This window comes from Acrocarpospora sp. B8E8 (assembly GCF_039871605.1).
In the GTDB taxonomy this organism is placed as follows: Bacteria; Actinomycetota; Actinomycetes; order Streptosporangiales; family Streptosporangiaceae; genus Acrocarpospora; species Acrocarpospora macrocephala.
Map to the genome: position 1 here is coordinate 107,933 of NZ_JBDPLV010000025.1, position 21,755 is coordinate 129,687.

Sequence of the window (21,755 nt, forward strand, 5' to 3'; positions counted from 1 at the left end):
CCATGGTGCCGTCAAGAACCCCGGCGTTCATCGGTGAACTGGAGGGTGGTGCCGGCGGTGACCGGGAGCGCCGTCGTGCGGACGGTCAGGGTCCTGGTGGGGGTGTGATAGGTCCACCCGGGAGCCCTCGTGCGCGCCGGGATCGCGGTTCCGTTGACCTTGACCTGGGCGGGCCGGTCGGCGTCGCGGAAGCGGGCGGTCCAGGAGCGGGTGGTCACCGCGCCCGGGAAGGTGCCCCGCCGGGCGGCGATCCGCAGCAGGCGCTTCGCCGTGTCGAAGGTCATCGCGGTGGTCGCCGACTGTCCCGAGAGGTGGCCGGGGCCCTCGCCCGCGTCCTCGTAAAGCGACAGTTTTCCGTCGCCGCCGGTGGCCACGGCGAGCGTGACCTGGTCGAGCGGCTTCCGCTCGGCCGAGTCGACGTAGTCGGTTCTGGTCGGCAGGATGGCGCCCGCGCGGAGGAAGACCGGCATGGTCGACAGATCCGTGGTCACCTTGGCCGTGGCCGGTCCGGTGTGGGTCGCGCCGGTGAAGTAGTCGGTCCAGGTGCCCGGCGGGAACCACACTTTCGTGGTCACCTTGCCGAGGCCAGGGGTCGTCACCGGGGCGACCAGGACATCGTCGCCGTAGAGGTACTGGGTCCGGTAGCGGTAGGCCTCCTCGTGTTCGGGATAGTTGAGGTACATGCCGCGGGTGATCGGCAGTCCCGTGTCGACCGCCTGGCGGGCCAGCGTGTAGGTGTAGGGGACCAGCGCCTCGCGCAGGCGCAGGAATCTCTGCGCGGACCGCTGGGCCGCGCCTGAGTACTCCCAGGGCAGCCGGTCGCCGTGGTTGGAGTGCAGGCGCAGGATCGGCTGGAACGTACCGAGCTGCACCCAGCGGGCGTAGAGGCCGTCGGGCAGGTGCTTGGGCCTGGCGTAGAAGCCGCCGATGTCATGCGAGACGTACGGCATGCCGATGTTGCCCTCCAGGTGGGTGTAAGCCGCCTCGAAGGCAAGGACGTCCCAGTTGGGGGACGTGTCGCCGGTGAAGTGCACGGTGTAGCGGTGCTCGGCCCACGGGCCGGCGGGGTAGACCCGGAAACCGCCGTAGCCGCCCCCGGCCCGGGAGAACGCGAACCCGCGCAGGCCGCGTTCCCGGTCCCGCAGGGCGTACCGGGAGTTGATCCAGGTGTCCGGGGTCACGCCCGGCGCGGTCACCTTGCTCGGGTCACAGCACCAGTCGAGCCACAACAGCCGGACCCCCAGGTCCTCCAGGGGTTTGTGCAGGTCGAAATAGGCCTTGAGTTGCTTCGGGTCGCTCCAGTCGAAGACCCTGGACCCCGGTAGCCTGGGGCAGTCGCCCGCCGGTAGATCTTCGCCGACGATGGCCTTGACCTGGGCGTATTTCGGGTCGGCGAGGGAGATGCTGGGGTGGATGTTCAGCGCCACCCGCAACCCCTGTCCCCTGGCCCAGTCGAGGAAGCCCGGCGGGTCGGGAAAGAGCGCCGGGTTCCAGTTCCAGCCGTTCCAGGTGTTGGGCGACTTCCAGTCGGTGTCCACGACCAGCATGTCCAGCGGCACCCGGTTGGCCCGGAACCCGGGCAGCAGGTCGTCGCGGTAATCGGACTCCCGGTAAGGGTAGTAGCGGGAGAACCAGATGCCGAAGGCCCACCGGGGCAGCATCGCCGCCGGTCCGGTGAGATCGCGCAGGTCCTTCAGCCCCCGCCGGTAGTCGTGCCCGTAGCCGAAGAGGTAACCGTCCTGATACGGCCGGCCGCCGTGCCCCGGCCGCTGGGTGATCGTGCCGTCGGGGTTGAGGACGGCCGTCGAAGTGTCGTCGAGCAGGTACCAGCCGTCCCTGGTGAGCAGGCCGTCGTTGAGCGCCACCGGCGCGCTCACCTTGTCCAGCGAGCGCCGCCAGCCGCCTAGATTGACGGCGGCGGAGGCGCCGAACGACGGGCGCGCGGTGACCCGCCGTGCCCCCGCCTTCAGTTTGACGGACAGGTTGGCCGGCGTGAACGGCCCCGAATCCCGCCGGTAGCGCAGGGTCAGCCGGTCGGTGCGGATGACCCGGGTGCCGTTCTCGACCGTGGTGGTGAACGGGGGCGGCTCCGTCGCGCGGGTGACCGCGTTGAAGGTGGGCCGGTCCTCGAAGGCACCGTCGCCGGCGTACTCGACGCGGATCAGGGTGGGGGACAGGACGGTGAACCGGGCGTTGCCGTCCACCACGGGGCCGGGAGTGGGCGGCCCGCCCAGGACGGCGAGCGGGATCAGCAACCCGCTGGCGGGCAGCAGGCGGGGTGGACGGGTCAACACGCGCTCCTGGAACGAGACCTCGGCTGCGAAAGTGAGTTTCGTTCGTGGTGCTACCCGGATGACCGTCAAGAGATGATCACATGACACCGATGAAGAGCTGAGCGTGGACCTGCGCGCCGTGGTGTCATGCCCAAGCCGAGGGGTCTGTGAGAGCGTCCAGATAGCGGCGGACAGGGCCGAAACTGAGCAGACCCGTTCCGCCGCCGGCCAGCTCGTCCGCGGCGGGTAGCAGCTCCTGCCGGATCCGTCTCATCGCGGCGTGGTCCCGGACGCCGATCGCGACCTCGGCTTCGAGGGCCAGCCGTACCTCGTAAAGCAGGTCGCGCGGGGAGGCCGGGAGCGTGCGCAGGGCCGTGGCCGCCTCCTCGGATCTGCCCGAGATCAGGAGCCGCAGCGCGTGTGCCCAATCGTGGCAGGTCCCCCAGCCGGCGTCCCAGTCCACCGTCCCCCGGTCGAGGGAGAGCAGCGCGAGCGGCAGCAGACCACGTGCCATGCCTCCCATGCCCGTGGCGTTCAGGCGGATCGCCGCGGAGCGGTAGGCGGCCTCGGCTTCCGCCGTACGGCCTTCGACCGCGAGGCGCAGCGCCGCGTACCACTGGGTGAAGACGCCGACCAGGGAGATCTCGTGCCACTCGGCGAAGGCGTCGGCCGCGGCGGCGTGCCGGTCGGCGGCGTCGAAGTCGGCCAGGGCGGAGTGGGCCTGGAGCAGGATCAGGTGGCCGGTGACCTCGAACCCGGGCAGGTCATGCTGGCCGGCAAGCGTCAGCAGTTCCGTCCCGATCTCGATCCGCTCGGGAGCCAGCCCGGTGCGGTGGAACGACTGCATGTAGCGGCCGTTGAGCGCGAAGGCCAGCAGCACCGGATCGCCCGCGCGGCGGGCGAGCGCCTCGGCGTCCGCCGCCGCGTCGTGCGCTCGCGCACTGCCGTGGCCCCGGGATTCGAGGGCGATGGTGCTCTGCAGCCTGGTCCGCTCGGCGACCCGTTCCGCCGGAAGGGCGGCGAGGGCGCGCTCGGCGGCGGCGACGACCCGGCGGGCGAGGGGTTCGTCGTCGCTGGTCGTCCAGACGGCGGGGACGTCGAAGGCCCCGAGCACCTGCGCGGACAGATCCGGGTCGGCCAGCTCGCCTATCGCGGTGAGGACCTGGCCACGGGAGGTTCTGGCGGCGTCCAGGTCCCCGGCGAGCGCCAGCGCCCGTACCAGGCCCATCACCAGCTCCAGCCGCGCCCGTACGGGCGGATCCTCCCGGAGGTCGTGAGCGCTGAGCGCGTCCCGCCACAGCCGCGCCGCGAGGTGCGGCGCGAAGCGCCGCTCGGCACGCTCGGCCGCGGCCCGCGCGTAATGGGCGGCGCGCGCCGCCGTATCGCGGCTCCGCGCACGCACGTAGTGGTGCGCGACGGTCTCGATGTCGTCCGGCCTGAGCCGCTCGACGATCTCCGCTGTCCGGGCGTGGTAACGGGCCCGGCGGCTACGGGTCATGTCGCCGTAGAGCGTGTCGCGGACCAGGGCGTGCGCGAAGTCCACCCGTCCGGCTTCCGGTTCGACCACGAACCCGGCCCGCGTCGCGTCCTCGACCGCCCGCAGCACGGTCTCCTCGTCGCCCGTCAACTCGGTCAGTACGGCCAGATCCACCTCCTGGCCGATCACCGCGGCCTGGCGCAGAACCTCGCGGCTACGGTCGGGAAGCCCGGCCAGCCGGTGGCGAACGACATCGCGGATCCCCTCAGGCACCACGGAGAGGCCGGCCACGCCCTCGGCGTCGTAGAGCCTGGCCAGCTCACGTACGTAGAAGGGGTTTCCGCCACTGCGGTCATAGATGATCTTGACAGGGGCCGGTTCGGGTTCCCGCCGGGACACGACGGCGACGAGCTCGGCCACCGCCTCCTCCGGCAGGCCGCCGAGACGGACCCGGGTGGGCTCGACCCGGGCGATCCTGGCCAGCGCCGCGGTCAGCGAAGGACCGACCTCGGTGGAGCGATAAGTCCCGACGATCAGGATGCGTCCCGGTGGGGGTTCGACGGCGAGGGAGACCAGCACATCCAAGGTCTCCTCGCCGGCCCATTGCAGGTCGTCCAGGATCAGCAGCAGCGGCGCCCGCTCGGCCGCCCTCGCCACGGCCGCCACGATGTGACGGCGCAGCGCGAACCTGTCGCCGGGGAACTCGGCGAACGCGCCGAGGGCGGCGAGGATCCGGCTCCACGGCCAGGCCGTCGGCACGCCGCCGTCTTCGGGGCTGGCTCCCCAGGCACTGGTCCAGCCCTCCGCCCGGAGCCGTCGCCCCAGTTCCCCGGCGAGGGCGGTCTTACCGGCACCCGCGTCGCCCAAGATCAGCCCAAGGGTGGTGGCGGACTGCTGGAGGGCGGTGAGTTCTTCCGCACGGCCGAAGAAGGGGCGACGCGGGAGGTGCCGCTCCCGTGCGGGCAGGGCGAGATGCGGAGCCTGGGCGAGGATGTCGGCCTCCAGCCTGCGCAGCTCGGAACCCGGATCCACGCCCAGCTCCTCGACCAGGCTCGTCCTGGCCCGCCGGAGCACGCCGAGGGCGTCGCCTTGACGGCCGGAGCGGTACAGCGCCAGAGCCAGCAGCCGCCAGGCATCCTCACGGTGCGGATGCGCGGTGACCTGGGCTTCCAGGTCGGCGACCACATCGGCGGCCAAACCGAGCGCCAGCGCCGCCTCCGCCCGCCGTTCCACGGCGAGGAGCCTCAGCTCGCCGAGCCGGGTGATCTCGCCACGCGCCCAGTCCCGGCCGGCGAACTCCGCGTAGGCGGGACCCCGCCAGAGCGCCAGCGCCCCGTCGAGGAGCGTCAGGGCCTGCTCGGCGGGAAGTTCACGGGAGCCGGCGACCGCCTGCTCGAACCGCCAGGCGTCCACGTTCTCCCGCTCGGCCCGCAGCGCGTAGCCCGGCGCGGCCGTGACGAGCAGTTTGGCCGGCGCGCGGCGTGGGCGGCCGGGCTCCAGCGCCCGGCGAAGCGCGGACACGAAGGTCTGCACGGTCCCGAGCGCACCCTCGGGCGGGTCCTCCCACAGGTCACCGATCAGCCAGTCCACGGGAACCACCCGGCCTCTGGCGATCAGCAGCCGAGCCAGGACCTCCCGGTGCCGGGGCCCCTTGAGGTCGACGGGCTTCCGCTGCCCGTCCAGGGCCTGCAGCGACCCGAGGACCCCGAACTCGATCACTTTCCCCATCCTAGCTGCGCTTTGTCGCTCAGTCGCCGCTGATCAGGCGTTCAGTCGCCGCGCGGAAGCTGTTCACCGCCGACCGAACGGAAAGGACACCATGATCACAGGATTCGACCGTCAAAGGATCACCGTCGCCGACGGGGTGGCGCTCAACGTCGTCGTGGGCGGCTCGGGCAGGCCGATCGTGCTGCTGCACGGCTTCCCGCAGACCCACCTGATGTGGCGGCACGTCGCGGCCGACCTGGCCGCCGACCACACGGTCATCTGCCCCGACCTGCGCGGGTACGGCGACAGCGACAAACCGGCCGATCCCGACGGCACCACCTACTCCAAGCGGACGATGGCCGCCGACATCGTCGCGCTCGCCCGCGCCCTCGGACACGAACGTTTCGCCCTGGCCGGACACGACCGGGGCGCCCTGGTCGCCATCCGTGCCGGTCTCGACCACCCCGGCGCCGTCACTCACCTGGCCTCCTTCGACGTCCTGCCCACGCTGGACATGTGGAACGTCATGCGAGGGACCTCGGCCGCCGTCGGCTTCCACCTCTTTCTGATGGCGCAACCACCCGGCCTGCCCGAGCAGATGATCAGCGCGAGCGCCGACGCCTTCTTCGGCCACTTCCTGGACGTGTGGACCCGCGACCCCCGCGCCATCCCGGCCGAGATCCGCGCCGCCTATCTGCGGGCGTCCCGCGAGGCGATCCCCTCGATCGTCGCCGACTACCGGGCCTCGGCCGGCATCGACGTCGAACACGACCAAGCCGACCGAGACGCGGGCCACACCCTGCGGATGCCCGTCACCGTCCTGCAACAAGACTGGGGCGCGATGCTGGGCTTCGACGCCGCGTCCCTCTGGCGTGCCTGGGCCCCCGACCTGGAGCACCACACCGTGGCCACCGGGCACTTCATGGCCGAGGAGGCCCCCGCCGAGGTCATCAACGCTCTGCGGAACCTCATGACCTGATCGATTCGGCGGCTGGCGACCGCACATGTTCCAGGTGAGGGGACACAACGCTCAACAGCTCACTGACAGACACCCGACATGATCACGAAGGAAGACCCGCGTCGCACGAGATCACCAAACGAAAGTGGACAGAGCCAGTTTCGCAGCGTCGTCGGCAGCAGCCGGGCGGGCAAGCAGGAGTATGACCGCGTCGATCGTGACCAACACGCTACTGGCCGAACCCATCCATCCCACGGGGAAGAAGTTGGGGAAAGCGAAGAGCATGGAGACGATCCGGGCACCGACCGGTTGGCGGGCGGTGACCGCCTATCAACGCACCGCCGAAATCGAGGTACACGACCAAGGTCGATCCACCACAGCCTGGACGCCGGGCGTCTGACTACGCTCCAGGCGCGACCGCGTCGAAACAGACCAGCGTACCCTCACCGTGCGCAGTCCCAACGGGATAACGATCAATGCGCTCAACCCGACGTAAACCGGCTCTACGCACTGAGGCAGATCTCGTAGTCAGATAAGTACGTTCAGTAGTGATTGATGGTTGCGTTCTGTGACCACTGGGCTGGCCGGTGATGGGAACGAAAGCGCGCCCGCCGTCTGGGATGATCTTTGTTGACTAAGACAAACGATCACGGACGGACAGGCGCGCGTGCAACAGAATATGGTGTCGGCGGAGTTCTTGGGTCTTGCGGGCGTGCGGGTCGCTCTGGTGGAGCGGGAAACCGACGGCTCGTGGACGGTGCATGTGACCTCCGCGCCGGGATCGGGGCCCTGTTGCCCCGGATGCGGCCGGCTGGCGGTGCGGCCCAAGGAGGCGACGGCGCATACGCTGAAGCATCTGGTGGTCATGCCGGTGCGGGTGACCTGGCACAAGTCCATTTTCTGGTGCGACAACAGCGGATGTGAGAAGGCGTCCTTCGCCGAAGCCGGGCCATTGGCCGGGGCGGGAGGCCGGGTGACCGAGCACGCCAAGAAGGTGATGGGGCATCTGATCGGCGATTGGCTGGTGCCGGTGTCGCGGGTGGCGACTGCGGTGGGGGTGGCCTGGCGCACCGGCCACGACGGGTTTGAGTCGGTGGCCGCCGATGCGCAGATCGTGGTTACCGACACCATCACCAGCGCGGAAACTACCCGCGCGGAGACCAGCGCGGATCATGGTGGGCCTGGTTCGGCCGGGGTCGTGGAGTTGGCTGATCGGGCGGTCCGTTCCGTGACGGGGGCGCTGCCGCCGGTGCGGGTGCTGGGCATTGACGATCACCGGCGGGGCAGGCCGCTGTATCACCGGGACCCGGCGTCGGGAAAGTGGGTGGCCGACGCGGACCGCTGGCAGAGCGTTTTCGTCGATTCGGCCGGTGGGCGCGGGTTGCTCGGGCAGGTCGAGGGCCGTGCCGGCCGGGATGTGATCGCCTGGCTCGCCGGGCAGGACCCGGCCTGGCGTGCGGCGATCCGGTGGGTGACGGTCGACATGTCGAGCGTCTACAAGTCGGCGGTCACCACGAGCGGGCTGCTGCCCGGCGCCCAGCTGATCGTCGATCTGTTCCATGTGATCCAACTGGCCAACAAGATGATCGGGGACGTACGCCGCCGTGTCACCTTCGAACGCCGCGGGCGGCGCGGCCGGGCCGCCGACCCCGAATACGTGATCAAGGGCCTGCTGGTGAGAGGCCGGGAACGGCTGTCTGAGCGAGCCCGCCACAAACTTCTGTGCGCCCTGGCCGACCTCGGGGAGGGCGGCCGCCAGATCGGCGCCGCGTGGCGGGCCAAAGAACTCCTGCGTGACCTGGTGAGACTCTCCCCGAACCAGACCGGCCTTGCCCCGACCCGCCCGCAGATCGCCACAGCGCTGGAGGCGTTCTTCGTCTTCTGCGGCACGGTCGGCGGATCCGTTCCCGAGATCCAGACCCTCGCGGAAACGATTTCCCTCTGGCGGGCCGAGATCGCCCGCGGCGTGGTCACCGGTCACTCCAACGCCGCTGCTGAGGGCGTGAACCGCCTGGTTAAACTCGTTTACCGGACCGGATTCGGCTTCACCAACGTCACCAACCAGCAACGCCGGTCCCGCTACGCGGCCTCCCGCGGCACCCGGACTGGCTGGCTCTCGCCGGCCTGGCTCCAGGAGACCGCCTGGCGAGGCGTACCACCCGCGATGCCCACGCCAACGGCCCTCCCGCCGCGCGAACGCCGCCCCGGCCACGTCGATCTTCTCGGCGAGGCCGATGACCGGCGATCACACACCGTCACCACTACCTGGACACAACCAGTAGCCGCCTGATCACATCATCTGTTCAGCCGCGAAGAGCCCGTAAACCCATCTACGCGGTGAAACACCCATGATGTTCGGAACGCAGTGAAACATGAACATGTTCAGTCATACGTGGGCAACGCGAATCCCAGTCCATCGTTGCCCCGTGTGCTGGCGTGTCAATTGGCCCGACTGTAAGATACTTCGCGTGGCCATGCCCCCGATAGCGCTCGATAATTCGACATTCATCAGCGCTCAGGAGTTCATCACCGCCCAGAATCGTGGCGAGCGAAGCCGTGATCCATTCGCCCGGCAGGCCTATGTCGAACTCGTGCAGTCACTCATCTTCCAGCCGGCGGTCAGGGTGATTCACCCGGTCCACCTCAGCCCGGCGCCCGAACAATTCGGTGAGGAACCGTATCTCCTGCGACGTCTGCTCGAACTCGGCCTGGTTACGCCGGTTCAGGTTCTCGCCGGCTCCGTGCAGCAGCTTGCCTCCGCGGAATCGGAGGTGCTCGGCACGTTGCAGACGCGGGGAGTGGAAGCGATGCTTTCGTTTCTGCGGTCGATGGACGCCTGTGACCAAGAAGTCGAGGCGTCGGGCAACATCGGCCTCCGGAAGAGGATTCTGCAGTGGAATGACTTCCACCAGTCGCAGCTTCCCCACCATCTGGTGCGCGTGCCCACCTCGGACGGGATCGAAGCAGATCAGCTTGGTGAGTGGGCACGCGCGGCATCCGTTGCGATCGGCGAACTCTTCCGCCCTCTGATGCCGGACACGGTGGAGCCGTCGAACCTCATCGCGGCGCTGGCGAGATCCCTCCGCTATCAGGCGCGGGCGACCGTCACAGGCCATGCCTACCAGCCGCACGGCCTCCGCCGGGACTTCGCCGTCACCAGCCAGATCTTGTCCGATGACGCGACTGAGGAGGTTGTGCTGGATGTCATCAAGCTGATCCGGGGCATCCATTCCAAGGTGAGCGATGGTGCGGGATCCTCACACGCCCGCCACTTCGAACTGCTTCGCCTTGAGTTGCCCTTGGTCGGAGGACGGCTCTGGAACAACGAAGAGGTAGGTCTTCGACCTGATCGAGAATGGATCGACCTGGTCTGCGATCGCATCATGAGTTACCGGCGGCAGGCGGGATCCCTGCGTGAGCACGTTCGTGGCATAAGAGCCGAGGAAGACGTTCTTCGTTTTGAGCGTGATATCGACGAGATCGCCCAGCGGCTCAACGAGCGCCTAGGGCTGAGCACCGCTGATCTGACACCACTTGAGATGCAGCTCGCGGAAGGTGTTTCCTCGGTCGCTTCGACCGTGCCCGGTATCCCGAAAGTGGGCGGCCTGTGGATAAGCGCGCGAACAACGCTGAAGCGCTACTCGTTTCGCGGGAGCCCCGCCCAGAAGTTCATCTACCAGGAGTACCTGAGCGCGTGGCGCCGCGCGAACCACTGAATGCGCCGAGACACTCACATGAAACAGCGACTCGGCTCGAATTTCTGAATGTAGTCAATGGTCGGCCTGAGCGCGAACACCGTTTCCTCGGTCACCAGGTGCTCCCGCAGAACATAGGCGATCAGGTCAGCCTCGGTCCACCGTGTGAGCCTGACCCCAGCACTTTCACCGAGTAGGCTGAGAACGGGGTCGACGACCACCTGCCGGATCAACTCACCGTGGCAGATCTTCTCGTTGTTCAGCGGAAATATCTGCCGCTCCAGGTAATCATCGCGGAGCGTCGACCGAATACTCCAGAATCTGTCGCTCTCAAGTGGATCGGCGTCCAGGAAATTGTGATCCGAAAGAAACCTTCGGGTCGATCTGAAGACGAGCGAATTGAAATCGCGAGTGTATCTGGCCACATCGAGTTCTCGGTTCAGCAGCAGATAGAGATACTGGAGTTCTTCCAGGAAAGTGGTGTCTCCGACCGGAAAGCGAAGCAGGTCGAGTGCTTCATCCGGGAGCTCCGACGGCGACAGATTGAGGCCGGTGATCGTGAACAGCGTGTCCTCGAAGAAGCCGGTGACGATATCGGCCAGCAATACCGCTCGCGCGGCCGGATTCAGGTCCGGAATACGCTTGCGCGCGATCGCGGCGGCCTGTCTCGCCGTCTCCGCGGACAACCTGCCTGCGATGAAGCGTTCGATGTCGTCGGCCTGGTCGAATCGGTTTTGCTCGGAATTATGCGCGAAGGGCCAGCGGTTGATATCGTGCAGCCAGGAGAACAACAGCACCTCTGACTGAGACAACCTGCGATCGTCGCCTACGGACAACGCCAAAGACGCGACCCTGGTGACATGGTCATAACGGGAGAAGGCGAGTGCTCTCGGATCACCTCCGTTTGGGTGCACAGTGACAAATCCAGTAATGGACCGCAGCCGTTTCGCGGCATAGGACAGCCAAGTCGGCAGAAGTTCCGACACGTTCGTCTGGGTCCTATTCACTGCTGCCTTTCCTGCCAAATCTGCCAAGCCAGGCCCGCTCAGCCGAAATCGATTCGGGTAGCAGTTCGATTTGATACTTGTGCAGTACCAGGCTAATCATGGACTGCCGAATCTCCCCACTCACCCGAACGCGGCGGCCAGACAGCACCTCGAGGCGGGAAGCGTCTCCCCCCAGTTGGTCCGCGATCCAGGCCAGCGGCTCCTTCATGGTCTCCGACCGAAGAGTCTTGGACTGGCAAAGAGTTCGTTGAGTCGCCGGACAGTTGCATGGCCAGCACCGCTCCGCGGCGTCTCGCTGACGATCCCACACGCCAAGAGCTTCGGCTTTCCCGCTGGCCAATGCGATTGCGCACGATGTGCTCCGGTAGACAGGATAGCCCACGGTGACAGCCGCGGCGGTGATGTCCGCCCATGCCTCCGCGTCCCACATCTCGTCGCATGCATCGATGGGCAGTTCCAGCAAGCCGGTTTGGACAAGTTCCGACTGGGCGATTCCCGCCCCGACCGAGAGACCGAGAGCGACCGAGCAACGGTACCCGGACGCTTTTAGCCGCCGCACCGTTTCGACTGCCCAACTGGCGGACGGCACGACCTTGCGGGTGATCGGTCGCCAGAAGTGAACCGGCGTTATGTTCTTGAGGCCGCGATACGTCGCTCCTGCGTCGAATGTCTGATCCGGGATGAGGACGGGGCCTTTTTCTGTCCGAATCTCCAATGTCGTCCTATGGAAGGATTGCGAGTGGAAGATGATGATAGTGATGTTCAGGTCGTCGAGGGCCTCCGCCAGGGAGCGGGACATGCGCCCTTTGGACACCACCACCAGTGGTCGGGCGGAGCCGACAGCGGCCATCTCGCTCGCGAATTCATGAAAGTATTCGCGGTTGGCGGCGGTTAACAGCATGTCGGTATAATTGCCCAGGCAGATGGGAGTAGATTCGGTCTCGTCGCCCATGTCACCGCGAGTTTCTCCGAGGTACTCGCACAGCATTTCCATCGCCCGCCCTGGAGGAATTATCGATCTAGGCTGGCTCGCCTTCAGGCCGATCGGCCCAAGATAGCAGTACGAACAATTCGCTGGACAGCCGATTACCGGGTCGACACTTATCCATGTGTCATGCTCGGAAATAATGGGAAGATGCCTTGGCGATGGGTCTCCGGCCGTCAATTCACTGCACCCCCTGGCTGGCGGCGATCGTGTATCGAAGAAGGATCCGTTTATATGCTAACCCCATCGACCCGATCATGCACTTCCGCGATCTTCCGTGAGTCCGGATGGGCTTGATTTTTGGCGCAGCATCGGACGATGACGCCGGGTTCGGGCCGGCGGTCACGCCGGTAGCGGCGGTTCCACGGTCCGGTCTTGAACTTGCTCCTGGGAGGGTCTGGCCGAATGCGGGTGGTCAGATAGGAGCGGGCATCGCCAGGATCGATGTGAGCGCGCGGTGAAGCTGACGGCTCCAGGGCCAGGTTTCCGGGATCTTGATGGTGCGTCGTCGCTGGACGCGGACCAGAGGGGCGCTGGTGTGCAGCAGCGCGTAGCGCAGGGCGGGAGGGCTCGGCTATCGCCGGCTCGGCCTCACCGCACAGCAGGCGAAACCAGGTCAGCAGGTCGCAGCCGGGCCCCGTACGATCCCTCACCGATCCGGCGAAGTTTCGGGGTTCCGGGTGGCCAGCGGGAGCCCGTTGGCGGCGGCCACCGATGCGATCAACAGATCGGACAGACGCTTCCAGGGTCGACGTCCCAGGTCCAGGACGAGGGCGTAGATGACTCCGTAGGGGCGGGCCGCGTTCGCGTTGAAGGGGGATCGGATCGTAGGTGGATTCGGCCCATCAACCAACATTGACCTGGCCCTACTGCGCGGCTTCCCGCTGCGCGACCACCTGCCGCAGGCGGGGGACGCCTACCCGGCCGGGACCGCCGAGGCGATCCTGCTGTCCATCAGCCAGCAGGCCGAGTGCGACGGCAGTCGATGATGTGGAACGCCGTGTCCTGTGCGGAATACGGCGGATCTCCTTGCCTGGTGCATACTGAATATGCATACTTAGTATTCATGTCGATCAGGCACGGGCTGCTCGTCCTGCTCAGCAGAGGGCCCCGGCATGGCTACCAATTGCGGGGGGAATTCGAGGCGTCGACTGGGGCGACCTGGCCGCTCAACGTCGGCCAGGTCTACACGACGCTGTCCAGCATGGAGCGTGACGGCCTGGTCGAGCCGGGCGAGTCCGACGAGCAGGGCCGGGTCGTCTACACGATCACCGCGGCCGGCCGGGCGGAACTGGCGCGATGGTTCAGCACCCCCGTCGTCCAGTCCGACCGGCCGCGGGACGAGCTGGTCATCAAGCTGGCCATGGCCGTCGCCGCCAAGGAGGTGGACGTCGTCGCCGAGGTCATCCGCAAGCAGCGTACGGCGACCATGCGCGCCCTCCAGCAGCTGACCAGGGCCAAGCGAGCTGTCACGGACGGCGTGGCTCAGCGGCTCGTGCTCGATTCCATGATCTTCCGGGCCGAGGCCGAGCAGCGGTGGCTGGACCACTGCGAGGCCGTTCTCAAGGAGGAAAGATGACGCTCGTACGGTTGGCCGAGGTGGCCAGAGTCCATGGGGAAGGGGCGACAGCCGTACCCGCGCTGAAGGGCGTGAGCCTCGAGGTCGAGGCGGGAGAGCTGGTCGCGGTCATGGGCCCGTCGGGGTCCGGCAAGTCGACCCTGCTCAACCTCGCCGGCGGGCTCGACCGGCCCACGTCGGGGACGGTGCACATCGGTGAGCAGGACCTGGCCACCGTGCGCGACCTGGCGGCACTGCGGCGGCGCAGCGTCGGCTACGTCTTCCAGGACCTCAACCTGATCGCGTCGCTGACGGCGGCGGAGAACGTGATGCTGCCGCGCGAGCTCGACGGCGTGCGGTCACGCCTCGCCCGCGAGCAGGCCATGGCCGTGCTGGCGGAGATCGACGTGGCATACCTGGCCGACCGCTTCCCCGACGAGCTGTCCGGTGGGCAGCGCCAGCGGGTCGCGATCGCCCGTGCTCTGGTCGGCGAGCGGCGCCTGCTGCTGGCCGACGAGGCCACCGGCGCGCTGGACACGCACACCGGCGACGAGATCATGCAAGTGTTACGCGCTCGGTGTGACGCGGGCGCGGCGGTCCTGCTCGTCACGCACGAGCCGCGCTACGCCGCCTGGGCGGATCGGGTGGTGTTCCTCCGCGATGGGATGATCACGGATTCCACGAGCGAGTCGCTGGTGAGCGCCCGATGAGCGCCGTTCGCGCCGCGCTGCGCATCGCCCGCCGGAGCGCGTGGCGTTCCCGGGGACGAAGCGCGCTCATCATGGTGATGATCGGCTTGCCGGTCTTGGTGATCACGGCGATTCTCACCCTCACCGAGACCATGACCGTCACTCCGCAGGAGGGACTGGCGGCCGAGCTCGGCGCGGCCGACGCCCGCCTCGTGCAGGTACCCGCGGGTACGGAGCTCCACCAGGAGCAGAACGGGGCGAGCTGGAACACGGGCGGCGACGGAGCGGCCGTGCCCAGGCTCACCGCCGCCGAGGTCGTGGCGCTGCTCGGACCGGGCACCCGGTTGATCCCCTTCAGCACCGGCGTGCTCCGGCTGGGCACCGAGCGGGTCGACGCGCTGGAGACCGACCTGCGCGATCCCCTTACCAGGGGAATGCTGACGCTGAGTGAAGGCAGGTTTCCCGCCGCCCGCGAGGTCGCGGTGACACCCGCGTTCGGCCTGCGGCCCGGCGATCTCCTGCAGCCACCCGGCGCGGCGCCGCTGACGGTGGTGGGCGTGGTCGAGCACCCGCACCAGCCGTCGCTTCGACAGGTCGTGGGTCCGGATCTCCCGTTGGCGCCGTCGGATGAATTCTGGACTCCGTCTGGGTACGGCACCGGATGGCTCGCCGACACCCCCAAGCCCGTGTCCTGGACCGATGTGCCCACGCTGAACAGTGCCGGTCTGTTCGTCACCTCCCGCGCCATGCTCACCGGCCTGCCGGTTCGTGCCTCGGCCTTCGACGTCCAGGCCACGGTCGGGATCGGCACCATGGTGATCATGGTGGTGCTGGAGATCGTGCTGCTGGCCGGGCCCGCCTTCGCGGTCGGGCTCAGGAGACGGCGCCGGGAACTGGCCGAGATCGCGGCGCAGGGCGGCTCGGCCGGGCAGCTGCGGACGATCGTGCTGGCCGACGGACTGGTCCTCGGCGGTGTGGCCACCCTCGTGGCGACGGTGCTGGGCATCGGGGCCGGAGTGCTGGGCGCCCAGGTCGTGGCGCGCTGGGGAGGGCAGGTCGGCCCGCCGGGAGTACCGTGGTCGCCGGTTCTGAGCGTTGCCGCGCTGGGCCTGCTCACCGGGCTCGTGGCGGCGCTGGTGCCTGCCGTACAGGCGGCTCGGCAGAACACCGCGACCGTGCTGGCCGGCCGCGCGCCCGCGGTGGCCGATCGGCCGGGATGGCCCCTGGTGGGGGCTGTGCTGGTGCTGGCCGGACTGGGGGCGACCGTGGTGGCGCGGCGCCAGCCGGGCTCGGTGTGGGTGCTCGCGTCCGCGGTGCTGGTCCTGCTCGGGCTGGTGGTGTTGACGCCATGGCTGGTCCGCCACACGGGACGGCTGGCCGCGCGGTTGCGGCTCCCGCTGCGGGTTAGCGTCCGCGACGCGGTCCGCCACCAATCCCGGACGGTGAGCGCCGTGGCGGCCGTCATCGCGGTCACGGCCACGGTCGTGGCGGTGGGCATCGGCGCCTACAGCGAATACATGGACCGGCGGAACGCCTATACCTCGGCGCGCCCGACCGGCATGCTGGCGATCTGGGGTGGCAATATGGGCGACGCGGCCTGGAACAGGCTTCGCGCCGAAGCGGCCCGCCAGCTGCCGGGCGTGCCGCTGGCCGCTGGCTATCACGCCAAGGACGCCCAGGGCCACCGCTACGCGTTGCGGTACACGGTGCGATGGAACGGGATACGGACGCGTCGCACGGTGGCCATCGGAGACCAGGCTCTGCTCAGGCTCCTGCAAGGGCGCCACGACCCGCAGGCGGCCGCGGCGCTGGCGAGCGGCAAGGCCGTGGTGTTCGACGCGGCCGCGCTGCGGGACGGCAAGCTGGCGCTGCGGGCGAGCTCCACGTCCGTCCCCGCGCGCAAGCTCGACGTGCCCGCGGTGCTGGCCACGCCCGCCGACCAGCACCAGGGCGGCGCCCTCCTGCCGCGCACCTTGGTCGAGCAGGCCGGTTTCTCGACGGCGGAGCGCCAGCTCTACGCCATGTACCGGCCGTCAGCCGACTCGACGCTGTGGCGCGATCTCGCCAAGGCGAGCTCCCGCGTCACGATCGCCTCCGAGGAGGGCTATCGCAACCTGCCCGACCCCGGCTTGTGGGGCTGGCTCGGCGGCGCTCTCGTCCTTGTCGTCGGCGGCACGCTGGCCGCCACTCGCCTGGCCGCCGCCGACATGCGGCCTGAGCGGGCGACCATGATGGCGATCGGCGCCCCACCCGGGATGTTGCGGGTGGTCGTGGCCGGCCAAGCCCTCTACATCTCCGGGCTCGGCGCCCTGGTGGGGCTGGTCGCGGGAACGGTGACGGGCGTGGCCCTGAGCCGGCCGATGACGACGCACGGCGCCGGAGATCCGGCCACGATCGCCATACCGTGGCCATTCGTGATCGCCGTGGTGGTGGGGCTACCCGTCCTGGCAACTGCGGCGGCCCTGCTCACCCGGACCAGACTGCCCCTCACCGGCCGGCTCCAGTAACGCCCTACCAGCCGACGAAGAACCTCCTGGTGTCCTACTCCGAGAACGCCCTAGGCTCGTTCTGACCGTTCTGACCTCGATGACGGTACGGCGGGTGAGGAGTTCCGCGTCGGCGGCGGTGACGCGGTGCGCTGGCTACGGAAACGAAACGGAGGGCGTGATGGGCACGTACCACGACGTCTACGCGGAGAGCCTGAAGGATCCTGAGGCGTTCTGGCTCGCTGCGGCGCGGGCCGTGAGCTGGTCCCGCGCGCCCCAGCGGGCACTGGACGACACGAACGCGCCGCTGTATCGATGGTTTCCGGACGGCGAGCTGAACACCTGCCATAACGCGCTCGACCGGCACGTGGCGGCGGGGCACGGCGACCGTACGGCGCTGATCTACGACTCGCCGGTCACCGGCGCCGCGGCCCGCTACACCTACGCCGAGTTGCTTGACCAGGTGGCGCGGTTCGCCGGCGTGCTGCGCGGCCTCGGCGTCGGCAAGGGTGATCGCGTGGTGATCTACATGCCGATGGTGCCGCAGGCCGCCATCGCGATGCTGGCGTGCGCCCGGCTCGGCGCGGTGCACTCGGTGGTCTTCGGCGGCTTCGCCCCGAAGGAGCTGACCGCCCGGATCGACGACGCCGAGCCGAAGGTCGTGGTCTGCGCCTCCTGCGGCATCGAGCCCACCAGGGTGGTGGAGTACAAGCCGATCGTGGACGAGGCGATCGCCGCCGCGGCGCACCCGCCGGAGAAGGTCGTGGTGCTCCAGCGCGAGCGGGCGCGCGCCGAGATGGGGGAGCGCGACGCCGACTGGGACGAACTGATGTCCGCCGCCGAGCCCGCCGCCTGCGTCGACGTGGCGGCGACCGACCCGCTCTACATCCTCTACACCTCCGGCACCACGGGCCGGCCGAAGGGGGTCGTGCGCGACAACGGCGGGCACGCGGTCGCGTTGCTGTGGTCGATGGCCGGGGTCTACGGCATCGGGCCTGGTGACGTGTGGTGGACGGCTTCCGACGTCGGGTGGGTGGTGGGCCACTCCTACATCGTGTACGCGCCCCTGCTCGCGGGCGCGACGACCGTGCTGTACGAGGGGAAGCCGGTGGGCACCCCGGACGCCGGGGCGTTCTGGCGGGTGATCTCGCAGTACGGTGTGAAGGCCCTGTTCACCGCGCCGACCGCGCTGCGGGCGGTCAAGAAGGTGGACCCGGCGGGCGACGAAATCGACAAATACGATTTGTCGGCTTTCAGGGCACTTTTCATGGCCGGAGAGCGGTTGGACCCGGAGACCCACCGGTGGGCCTCGGACCGGCTCGGCGTGCCCGTGGTGGACCACTGGTGGCAGACCGAGACCGGCTGGGCGGTGGCCGGCAACCCGCAGGGTCTCGACCCCATGCCGATCAAACCGGGATCCGCCACCGTCCCGATGCCCGGCTACGACATCCGCGTCCTCGACCCCGCCGGTGCGGAACTGCCGGCGGGGGCCGAAGGCGCCATCTGCATCAAACTCCCGATGCCGCCCGGCACCTTGCCCACGCTCTGGCGCGACGACGACCGTTACATCGCCTCGTACCTGTCCCACTACCCCGGCCACTACCTGACCGGCGACGGCGGCTACTTCGACGAGGACGGCTACCTGTTCGTGATGGGCCGCACCGACGACGTGATCAACGTGGCCGGCCACCGGCTGTCGACCGGCAGCATGGAAGCCGTGCTCGCCGCCCACCCCGCCGTGGCCGAATGCGCCGTGATCGGCGTCCACGACGCCATCAAGGGCCAGGTGGCCCGCGGTTTCGTCGTCCTGAAGGCCGGCGCCCCGATCGCCCCTGACACGCTCCGCGCCGAACTGATCGCCGCCGTCCGCCGCGACATCGGCGCCGTGGCCGCCTTCAAGGAGGTCACCATCGTGGACGCCCTGCCCAAGACCCGCTCCGGCAAGATCCTCCGCCGCACGATGCGCGACATGGCCGACGGCCGCCCGGCCCCCGTCCCGTCCACCATCGAGGACCCCGCCATCCTGGAGACCCTCCGCCCGCTACTGGAACGCCGCATCACCGACTGACCGCGAGATGGCAATCAACTGAAGTCGCCCTGCCTGTGGGTGCGACTTCGGGCTCCCTAGCGGCTCCGGTAAGCGACGAGCTGCTCAATGGAGATCAGCTTCAGGTCGTGCCGGTCCGCGAATTCGCGCAGTTCCGGAAGGCGTGCCATGGTTCCGTCGTCATTGACGATTTCGCAGATGGCGCCCGCTGGGGACAGGCCCGCCAGGCGAGCCAGATCGACCGCCGCCTCGGTGTGGCCCGCACGGTCGAGCACGCCGCCTGATTCCGCCCTCAATGGGAAAACATGCCCTGGCCTGCGTAGTTCATCGGCCCGTGTTCCAGGGCTCGCGAGCAAGCGCAGGGTCACGGCGCGGTCCTTGGCGGATATCCCTGTCGAAACGCCGTACGCGGCGTCGACGGAAACCGTGAACGCCGTGCCCTTGGCATCCTCGTTGATCGCCGCCATGGGGGGAAGGCGCAGCCGGTCGGCGGTCGCCTCCTCGATGGGCGCGCAGATGACTCCGCAGGTGTATCGCACCATGAACGCCAACGCCTCGGGTGTCGCCTTCTCGGCGGCGATGATCAGATCGCCTTCGTTCTCGCGATCCTCGTCATCCACGACGATCACCATTCGCCCCGCGGCGATCTCACGCACCGCGTCTTCGACGTTGTCCAGAACACTCGACCGCGCCCCAGCGTGACGCGATGACATGCCGATCATTCCTGTCTTCTCTCAACTTGGCCAACGAGAAGTCTTCACGCCCTGTGGTCGAGCAGGCTCTGCGCGACCTCTAAGTCTGTGATCAGCACGTTTACCCATCCGCCTTCAAGGGCGGCCTTGATGGCGGAGAACTTGCGCATGCCGCCGGCGACCGCGACGCGGCGGGCCACGGCTCGGAAGCTCGCTTCGTCGATGCCGACGACTCGGCGGTCGAAGGCGGAGTCGATGGCGTTGCCGTTCGCGTCGAAGAAGTGCAGGCAGACGTCGCCGACGGCGCCCAGCAGGCGGAGTTCCTCCCGGTCGGCCTGGCCGATCGCGTTCCCGCTGCGCAGCAGCAGCGGTGAGGGGTCGAGGCTGCCGATGCCGACCAGGACGACGGTGAGGTCGTGCCACTGGGACATGACCTCGACGACCGCGGAGTCCTGCAGGAGCGCGTCGCGGACCATGGGGGTGCCGACGACCCCCGGCGATGGCACGAAGACGGGGCGGCCCTTCGTGATTTCGGTGAGACGGCCGATGAGCCGGGTGGCGAGGACCTGGGCCTCGGGGCTGCCCACTCCGCCGACGAGCTGCATGACACGGTCGGCGACCTGGGTGTTCTTCGGGCTCATGCGGTTCACGGCGGCCAGGAGCGTCTCGCTCCACGAGGAGATGCCGATGACGTCGCCCCCGGTGAAGGTGGTGTCGAAGTAGACGGCGGCCGCCGCCGCCAGGGCGGGGATGACGTCGCCGCGGGCTCCGTCGGCGTCCACCACCACGACGTCACGCAGGGCGAACCGCCGCTGAAGGTCTTCCTCGATCTTGGTGTGGACACCGTCGGGAAGCACGACGACGGTCCGGACGATGCCGCAGGCGACGGCCTCCTTCAACAGGCGCGAGACGCGCGGCTGGGAGATGTTGAGTAGCGCGGCGATCTCGGGCTGCCGGATGTTCTGCTCGTGGTACATGCGGGCCACCCGTGCCAGCAGGCGCAAGTGGTCCGTGCCCAAGCCGTGACTACGCCCCAGATCCGCGACCACCGAGCACCACCTTTCCCGTATGTCTATTCCATCCTGACTCTCTACATCGTAGGCGGGCGGAAGGACGCCCCGCGCCCTTCCGCCGGCGGTCTACTTCCTCGCGAAAACGCCGAACTCGTCGGCGTTTTCCGCGGTGACCAGTTCGCAGTCGATCGACTGCTTCTCCTCCTTGCTCGGGCTGCCCGTCTTGATGAACGCGTCCGCCTGCTCGACGGCGGACTCGGCGCCGAGAGCGGCGGGCTGCAGGGCGGTCGCGTGCATCTCTCCCGCCTTGATCGCGGCGATGGCGTCAGGGCTGCCGTCGAAGCCGACGACCTCCACCTTGTCGAGCAGGCCCGCGGCCTTCAGCGCGGCCACGGCGCCCAGGGCCATGGTGTCGTTGCCCGCGATGACGCCCTGGATATCGGGGTTCTTCTGAATGATGGTCTCCATCTTGGTGAACGCCTCCTGCTGGTCCCAGTTGGCGCTCTCCTGGGTGATCCGCTTCATGTCCGGGTACTGCGAGATCACGTCGGCGAATCCCTTGGAACGCACGCTGGCGTTGGTGTCGGACTCCTTGCCGACCAGCTCGACGTAGTTTCCCTTGCTCTTCATCGCCTCCACGAACGACTGGGCGACGAGCTGGGCGCCCTGGGAGTTGTTCGAGACGATCTGCGCCTTGGCGATGCCGGTGGCGTTGATCTCGCGGTCGATGAGGAAGACCGGGATTCCGGCCTCGGCGGCCTTGCGGATCGGGCCGATCGACGCGTCCGCTCCCGCGTTGTCCAGGATGATCGCCTTGGCCTTGCGTGAGATGGCGGCGTCGATCAGCTCGCTCTGCTTGTTGGGATCGTCGTCGTGCGAGGCGACCGACGTCTGGTAGCCGAGCGACTCGGCCTTGACCTTGGCCGAGTCGGCCTCCGCCTTGAAGAAGGGGTTGTCGTGCGACGGGGTGATGACGGCGATGAGGCCGCCGGCCGTGGCGGAGGTGGTGGCCGGCGAGCCGGTCGGCGCGGGCTCGTCGCCGCCGCAGGCGGTCAGCAGGGAGCCGCCGAGCAGCAGCGAGAGGGCGAGGACTGTACCGCGGGTTGGCCGAAGACGGCGTGGACGTGATGCGGGCATGGGTATCTCCTTGTCATGCGGGGTGGGGTAG

At 68.5% G+C, this 21,755-nt stretch carries 15 protein-coding genes and 1 pseudogene; 9 read left to right on the forward strand and 7 right to left on the reverse strand.

Translation table 11 applies throughout. From position 1 onward, the window contains the following. Positions 1 to 11: 11 nt before the first annotated feature. Together ABGB08_RS24140 and ABGB08_RS24145 are read right to left on the reverse strand one after the other, a co-directional pair. Positions 12 to 2,291: a TIM-barrel domain-containing protein gene (locus ABGB08_RS24140; RefSeq protein ID WP_347593915.1), complete on the reverse strand. Its 2,280-nt coding sequence runs from the start codon at positions 2,289 to 2,291 to the stop codon at positions 12 to 14. 127 nt (positions 2,292 to 2,418) lie between these two features. Beyond that, on the reverse strand, positions 2,419 to 5,469 hold the full coding sequence (locus ABGB08_RS24145) for a BTAD domain-containing putative transcriptional regulator (RefSeq protein ID WP_347593917.1): 3,051 nt from the start codon (positions 5,467 to 5,469) through the stop codon (positions 2,419 to 2,421). Positions 5,470 to 5,569: 100 nt separating this feature from the next. Between ABGB08_RS24145 and ABGB08_RS24150 the strand changes: the two genes are divergently transcribed. From ABGB08_RS24150 to ABGB08_RS24165, 4 genes are all read left to right on the forward strand, one after another. After that, entirely contained in the window at positions 5,570 to 6,436 is an 867-nt protein-coding gene (locus ABGB08_RS24150; RefSeq protein ID WP_347593920.1) for an alpha/beta hydrolase, read from the forward strand. A gap of 181 nt (positions 6,437 to 6,617) precedes the next feature. Next, positions 6,618 to 6,815 (forward strand): hypothetical protein, encoded by a 198-nt coding sequence (locus ABGB08_RS24155; RefSeq protein WP_347593922.1) that lies wholly within the window; start codon positions 6,618 to 6,620, stop codon positions 6,813 to 6,815. Positions 6,816 to 7,082: 267 nt separating this feature from the next. Beyond that, a complete protein-coding gene (locus tag ABGB08_RS24160; RefSeq protein ID WP_347593924.1) occupies positions 7,083 to 8,705 on the forward strand; it encodes a transposase in 1,623 nt (540 codons plus the stop codon). A gap of 178 nt (positions 8,706 to 8,883) precedes the next feature. Continuing rightward, complete coding sequence (locus ABGB08_RS24165; protein ID WP_347593926.1) at positions 8,884 to 10,131, forward strand: hypothetical protein; 1,248 nt, start codon at positions 8,884 to 8,886, stop codon at positions 10,129 to 10,131. A gap of 14 nt (positions 10,132 to 10,145) precedes the next feature. Here ABGB08_RS24165 and ABGB08_RS24170 read toward each other — a convergent pair whose 3' ends face one another. Then, the gene (locus tag ABGB08_RS24170) at positions 10,146 to 11,096 is read right to left on the reverse strand and encodes a hypothetical protein (RefSeq protein ID WP_347593928.1); all 951 of its coding nucleotides are present in this window, start codon (positions 11,094 to 11,096) and stop codon (positions 10,146 to 10,148) included. Between the two features lie 13 nt (positions 11,097 to 11,109). Continuing rightward, positions 11,110 to 12,069: a hypothetical protein gene (locus ABGB08_RS24175; protein ID WP_347593930.1), complete on the reverse strand. Its 960-nt coding sequence runs from the start codon at positions 12,067 to 12,069 to the stop codon at positions 11,110 to 11,112. An 842-nt stretch (positions 12,070 to 12,911) separates the two neighbouring features. On the opposite strand from ABGB08_RS24175, the gene ABGB08_RS24180 reads away from it, so the two are divergent. The 5 genes from ABGB08_RS24180 to ABGB08_RS24200 all read left to right on the forward strand — a co-directional run bounded on the left by ABGB08_RS24180 (position 12,912) and on the right by ABGB08_RS24200 (position 18,903). Next, the gene (locus tag ABGB08_RS24180) at positions 12,912 to 13,091 is read left to right on the forward strand and encodes a hypothetical protein (RefSeq protein WP_347593932.1); all 180 of its coding nucleotides are present in this window, start codon (positions 12,912 to 12,914) and stop codon (positions 13,089 to 13,091) included. 77 nt (positions 13,092 to 13,168) lie between these two features. After that, positions 13,169 to 13,681 (forward strand): PadR family transcriptional regulator, encoded by a 513-nt coding sequence (locus ABGB08_RS24185; protein ID WP_347593934.1) that lies wholly within the window; start codon positions 13,169 to 13,171, stop codon positions 13,679 to 13,681. Further along, positions 13,678 to 14,370: an ABC transporter ATP-binding protein gene (locus tag ABGB08_RS24190; RefSeq protein ID WP_347593936.1), complete on the forward strand. Its 693-nt coding sequence runs from the start codon at positions 13,678 to 13,680 to the stop codon at positions 14,368 to 14,370. Before ABGB08_RS24185 ends, ABGB08_RS24190 begins: the two co-directional genes overlap by 4 nt. Then, positions 14,367 to 16,856, forward strand: a complete 2,490-nt coding sequence (locus tag ABGB08_RS24195; RefSeq protein WP_347593938.1) for an FtsX-like permease family protein — start codon at positions 14,367 to 14,369, stop codon at positions 16,854 to 16,856. The genes ABGB08_RS24190 and ABGB08_RS24195 overlap by 4 nt, the downstream gene beginning before the upstream one ends. A gap of 160 nt (positions 16,857 to 17,016) precedes the next feature. Next, entirely contained in the window at positions 17,017 to 18,903 is a 1,887-nt protein-coding gene (locus ABGB08_RS24200) for a propionyl-CoA synthetase (RefSeq protein WP_347593940.1), read from the forward strand. A gap of 65 nt (positions 18,904 to 18,968) precedes the next feature. Here the strand turns inward: ABGB08_RS24200 and ribB are convergent. The 3 genes and pseudogenes from ribB to ABGB08_RS24215 form a co-directional block, all read right to left on the reverse strand. Next, positions 18,969 to 19,604, reverse strand: a pseudogene (gene ribB / locus ABGB08_RS24205) (3,4-dihydroxy-2-butanone-4-phosphate synthase); the annotation flags it as partial. A 35-nt stretch (positions 19,605 to 19,639) separates the two neighbouring features. Next, entirely contained in the window at positions 19,640 to 20,623 is a 984-nt protein-coding gene (locus tag ABGB08_RS24210) for a sugar-binding domain-containing protein (RefSeq protein WP_347593942.1), read from the reverse strand. 90 nt (positions 20,624 to 20,713) lie between these two features. After that, a complete protein-coding gene (locus ABGB08_RS24215) occupies positions 20,714 to 21,724 on the reverse strand; it encodes a D-ribose ABC transporter substrate-binding protein (protein ID WP_347593944.1) in 1,011 nt (336 codons plus the stop codon). Positions 21,725 to 21,755 lie beyond the last annotated feature (31 nt).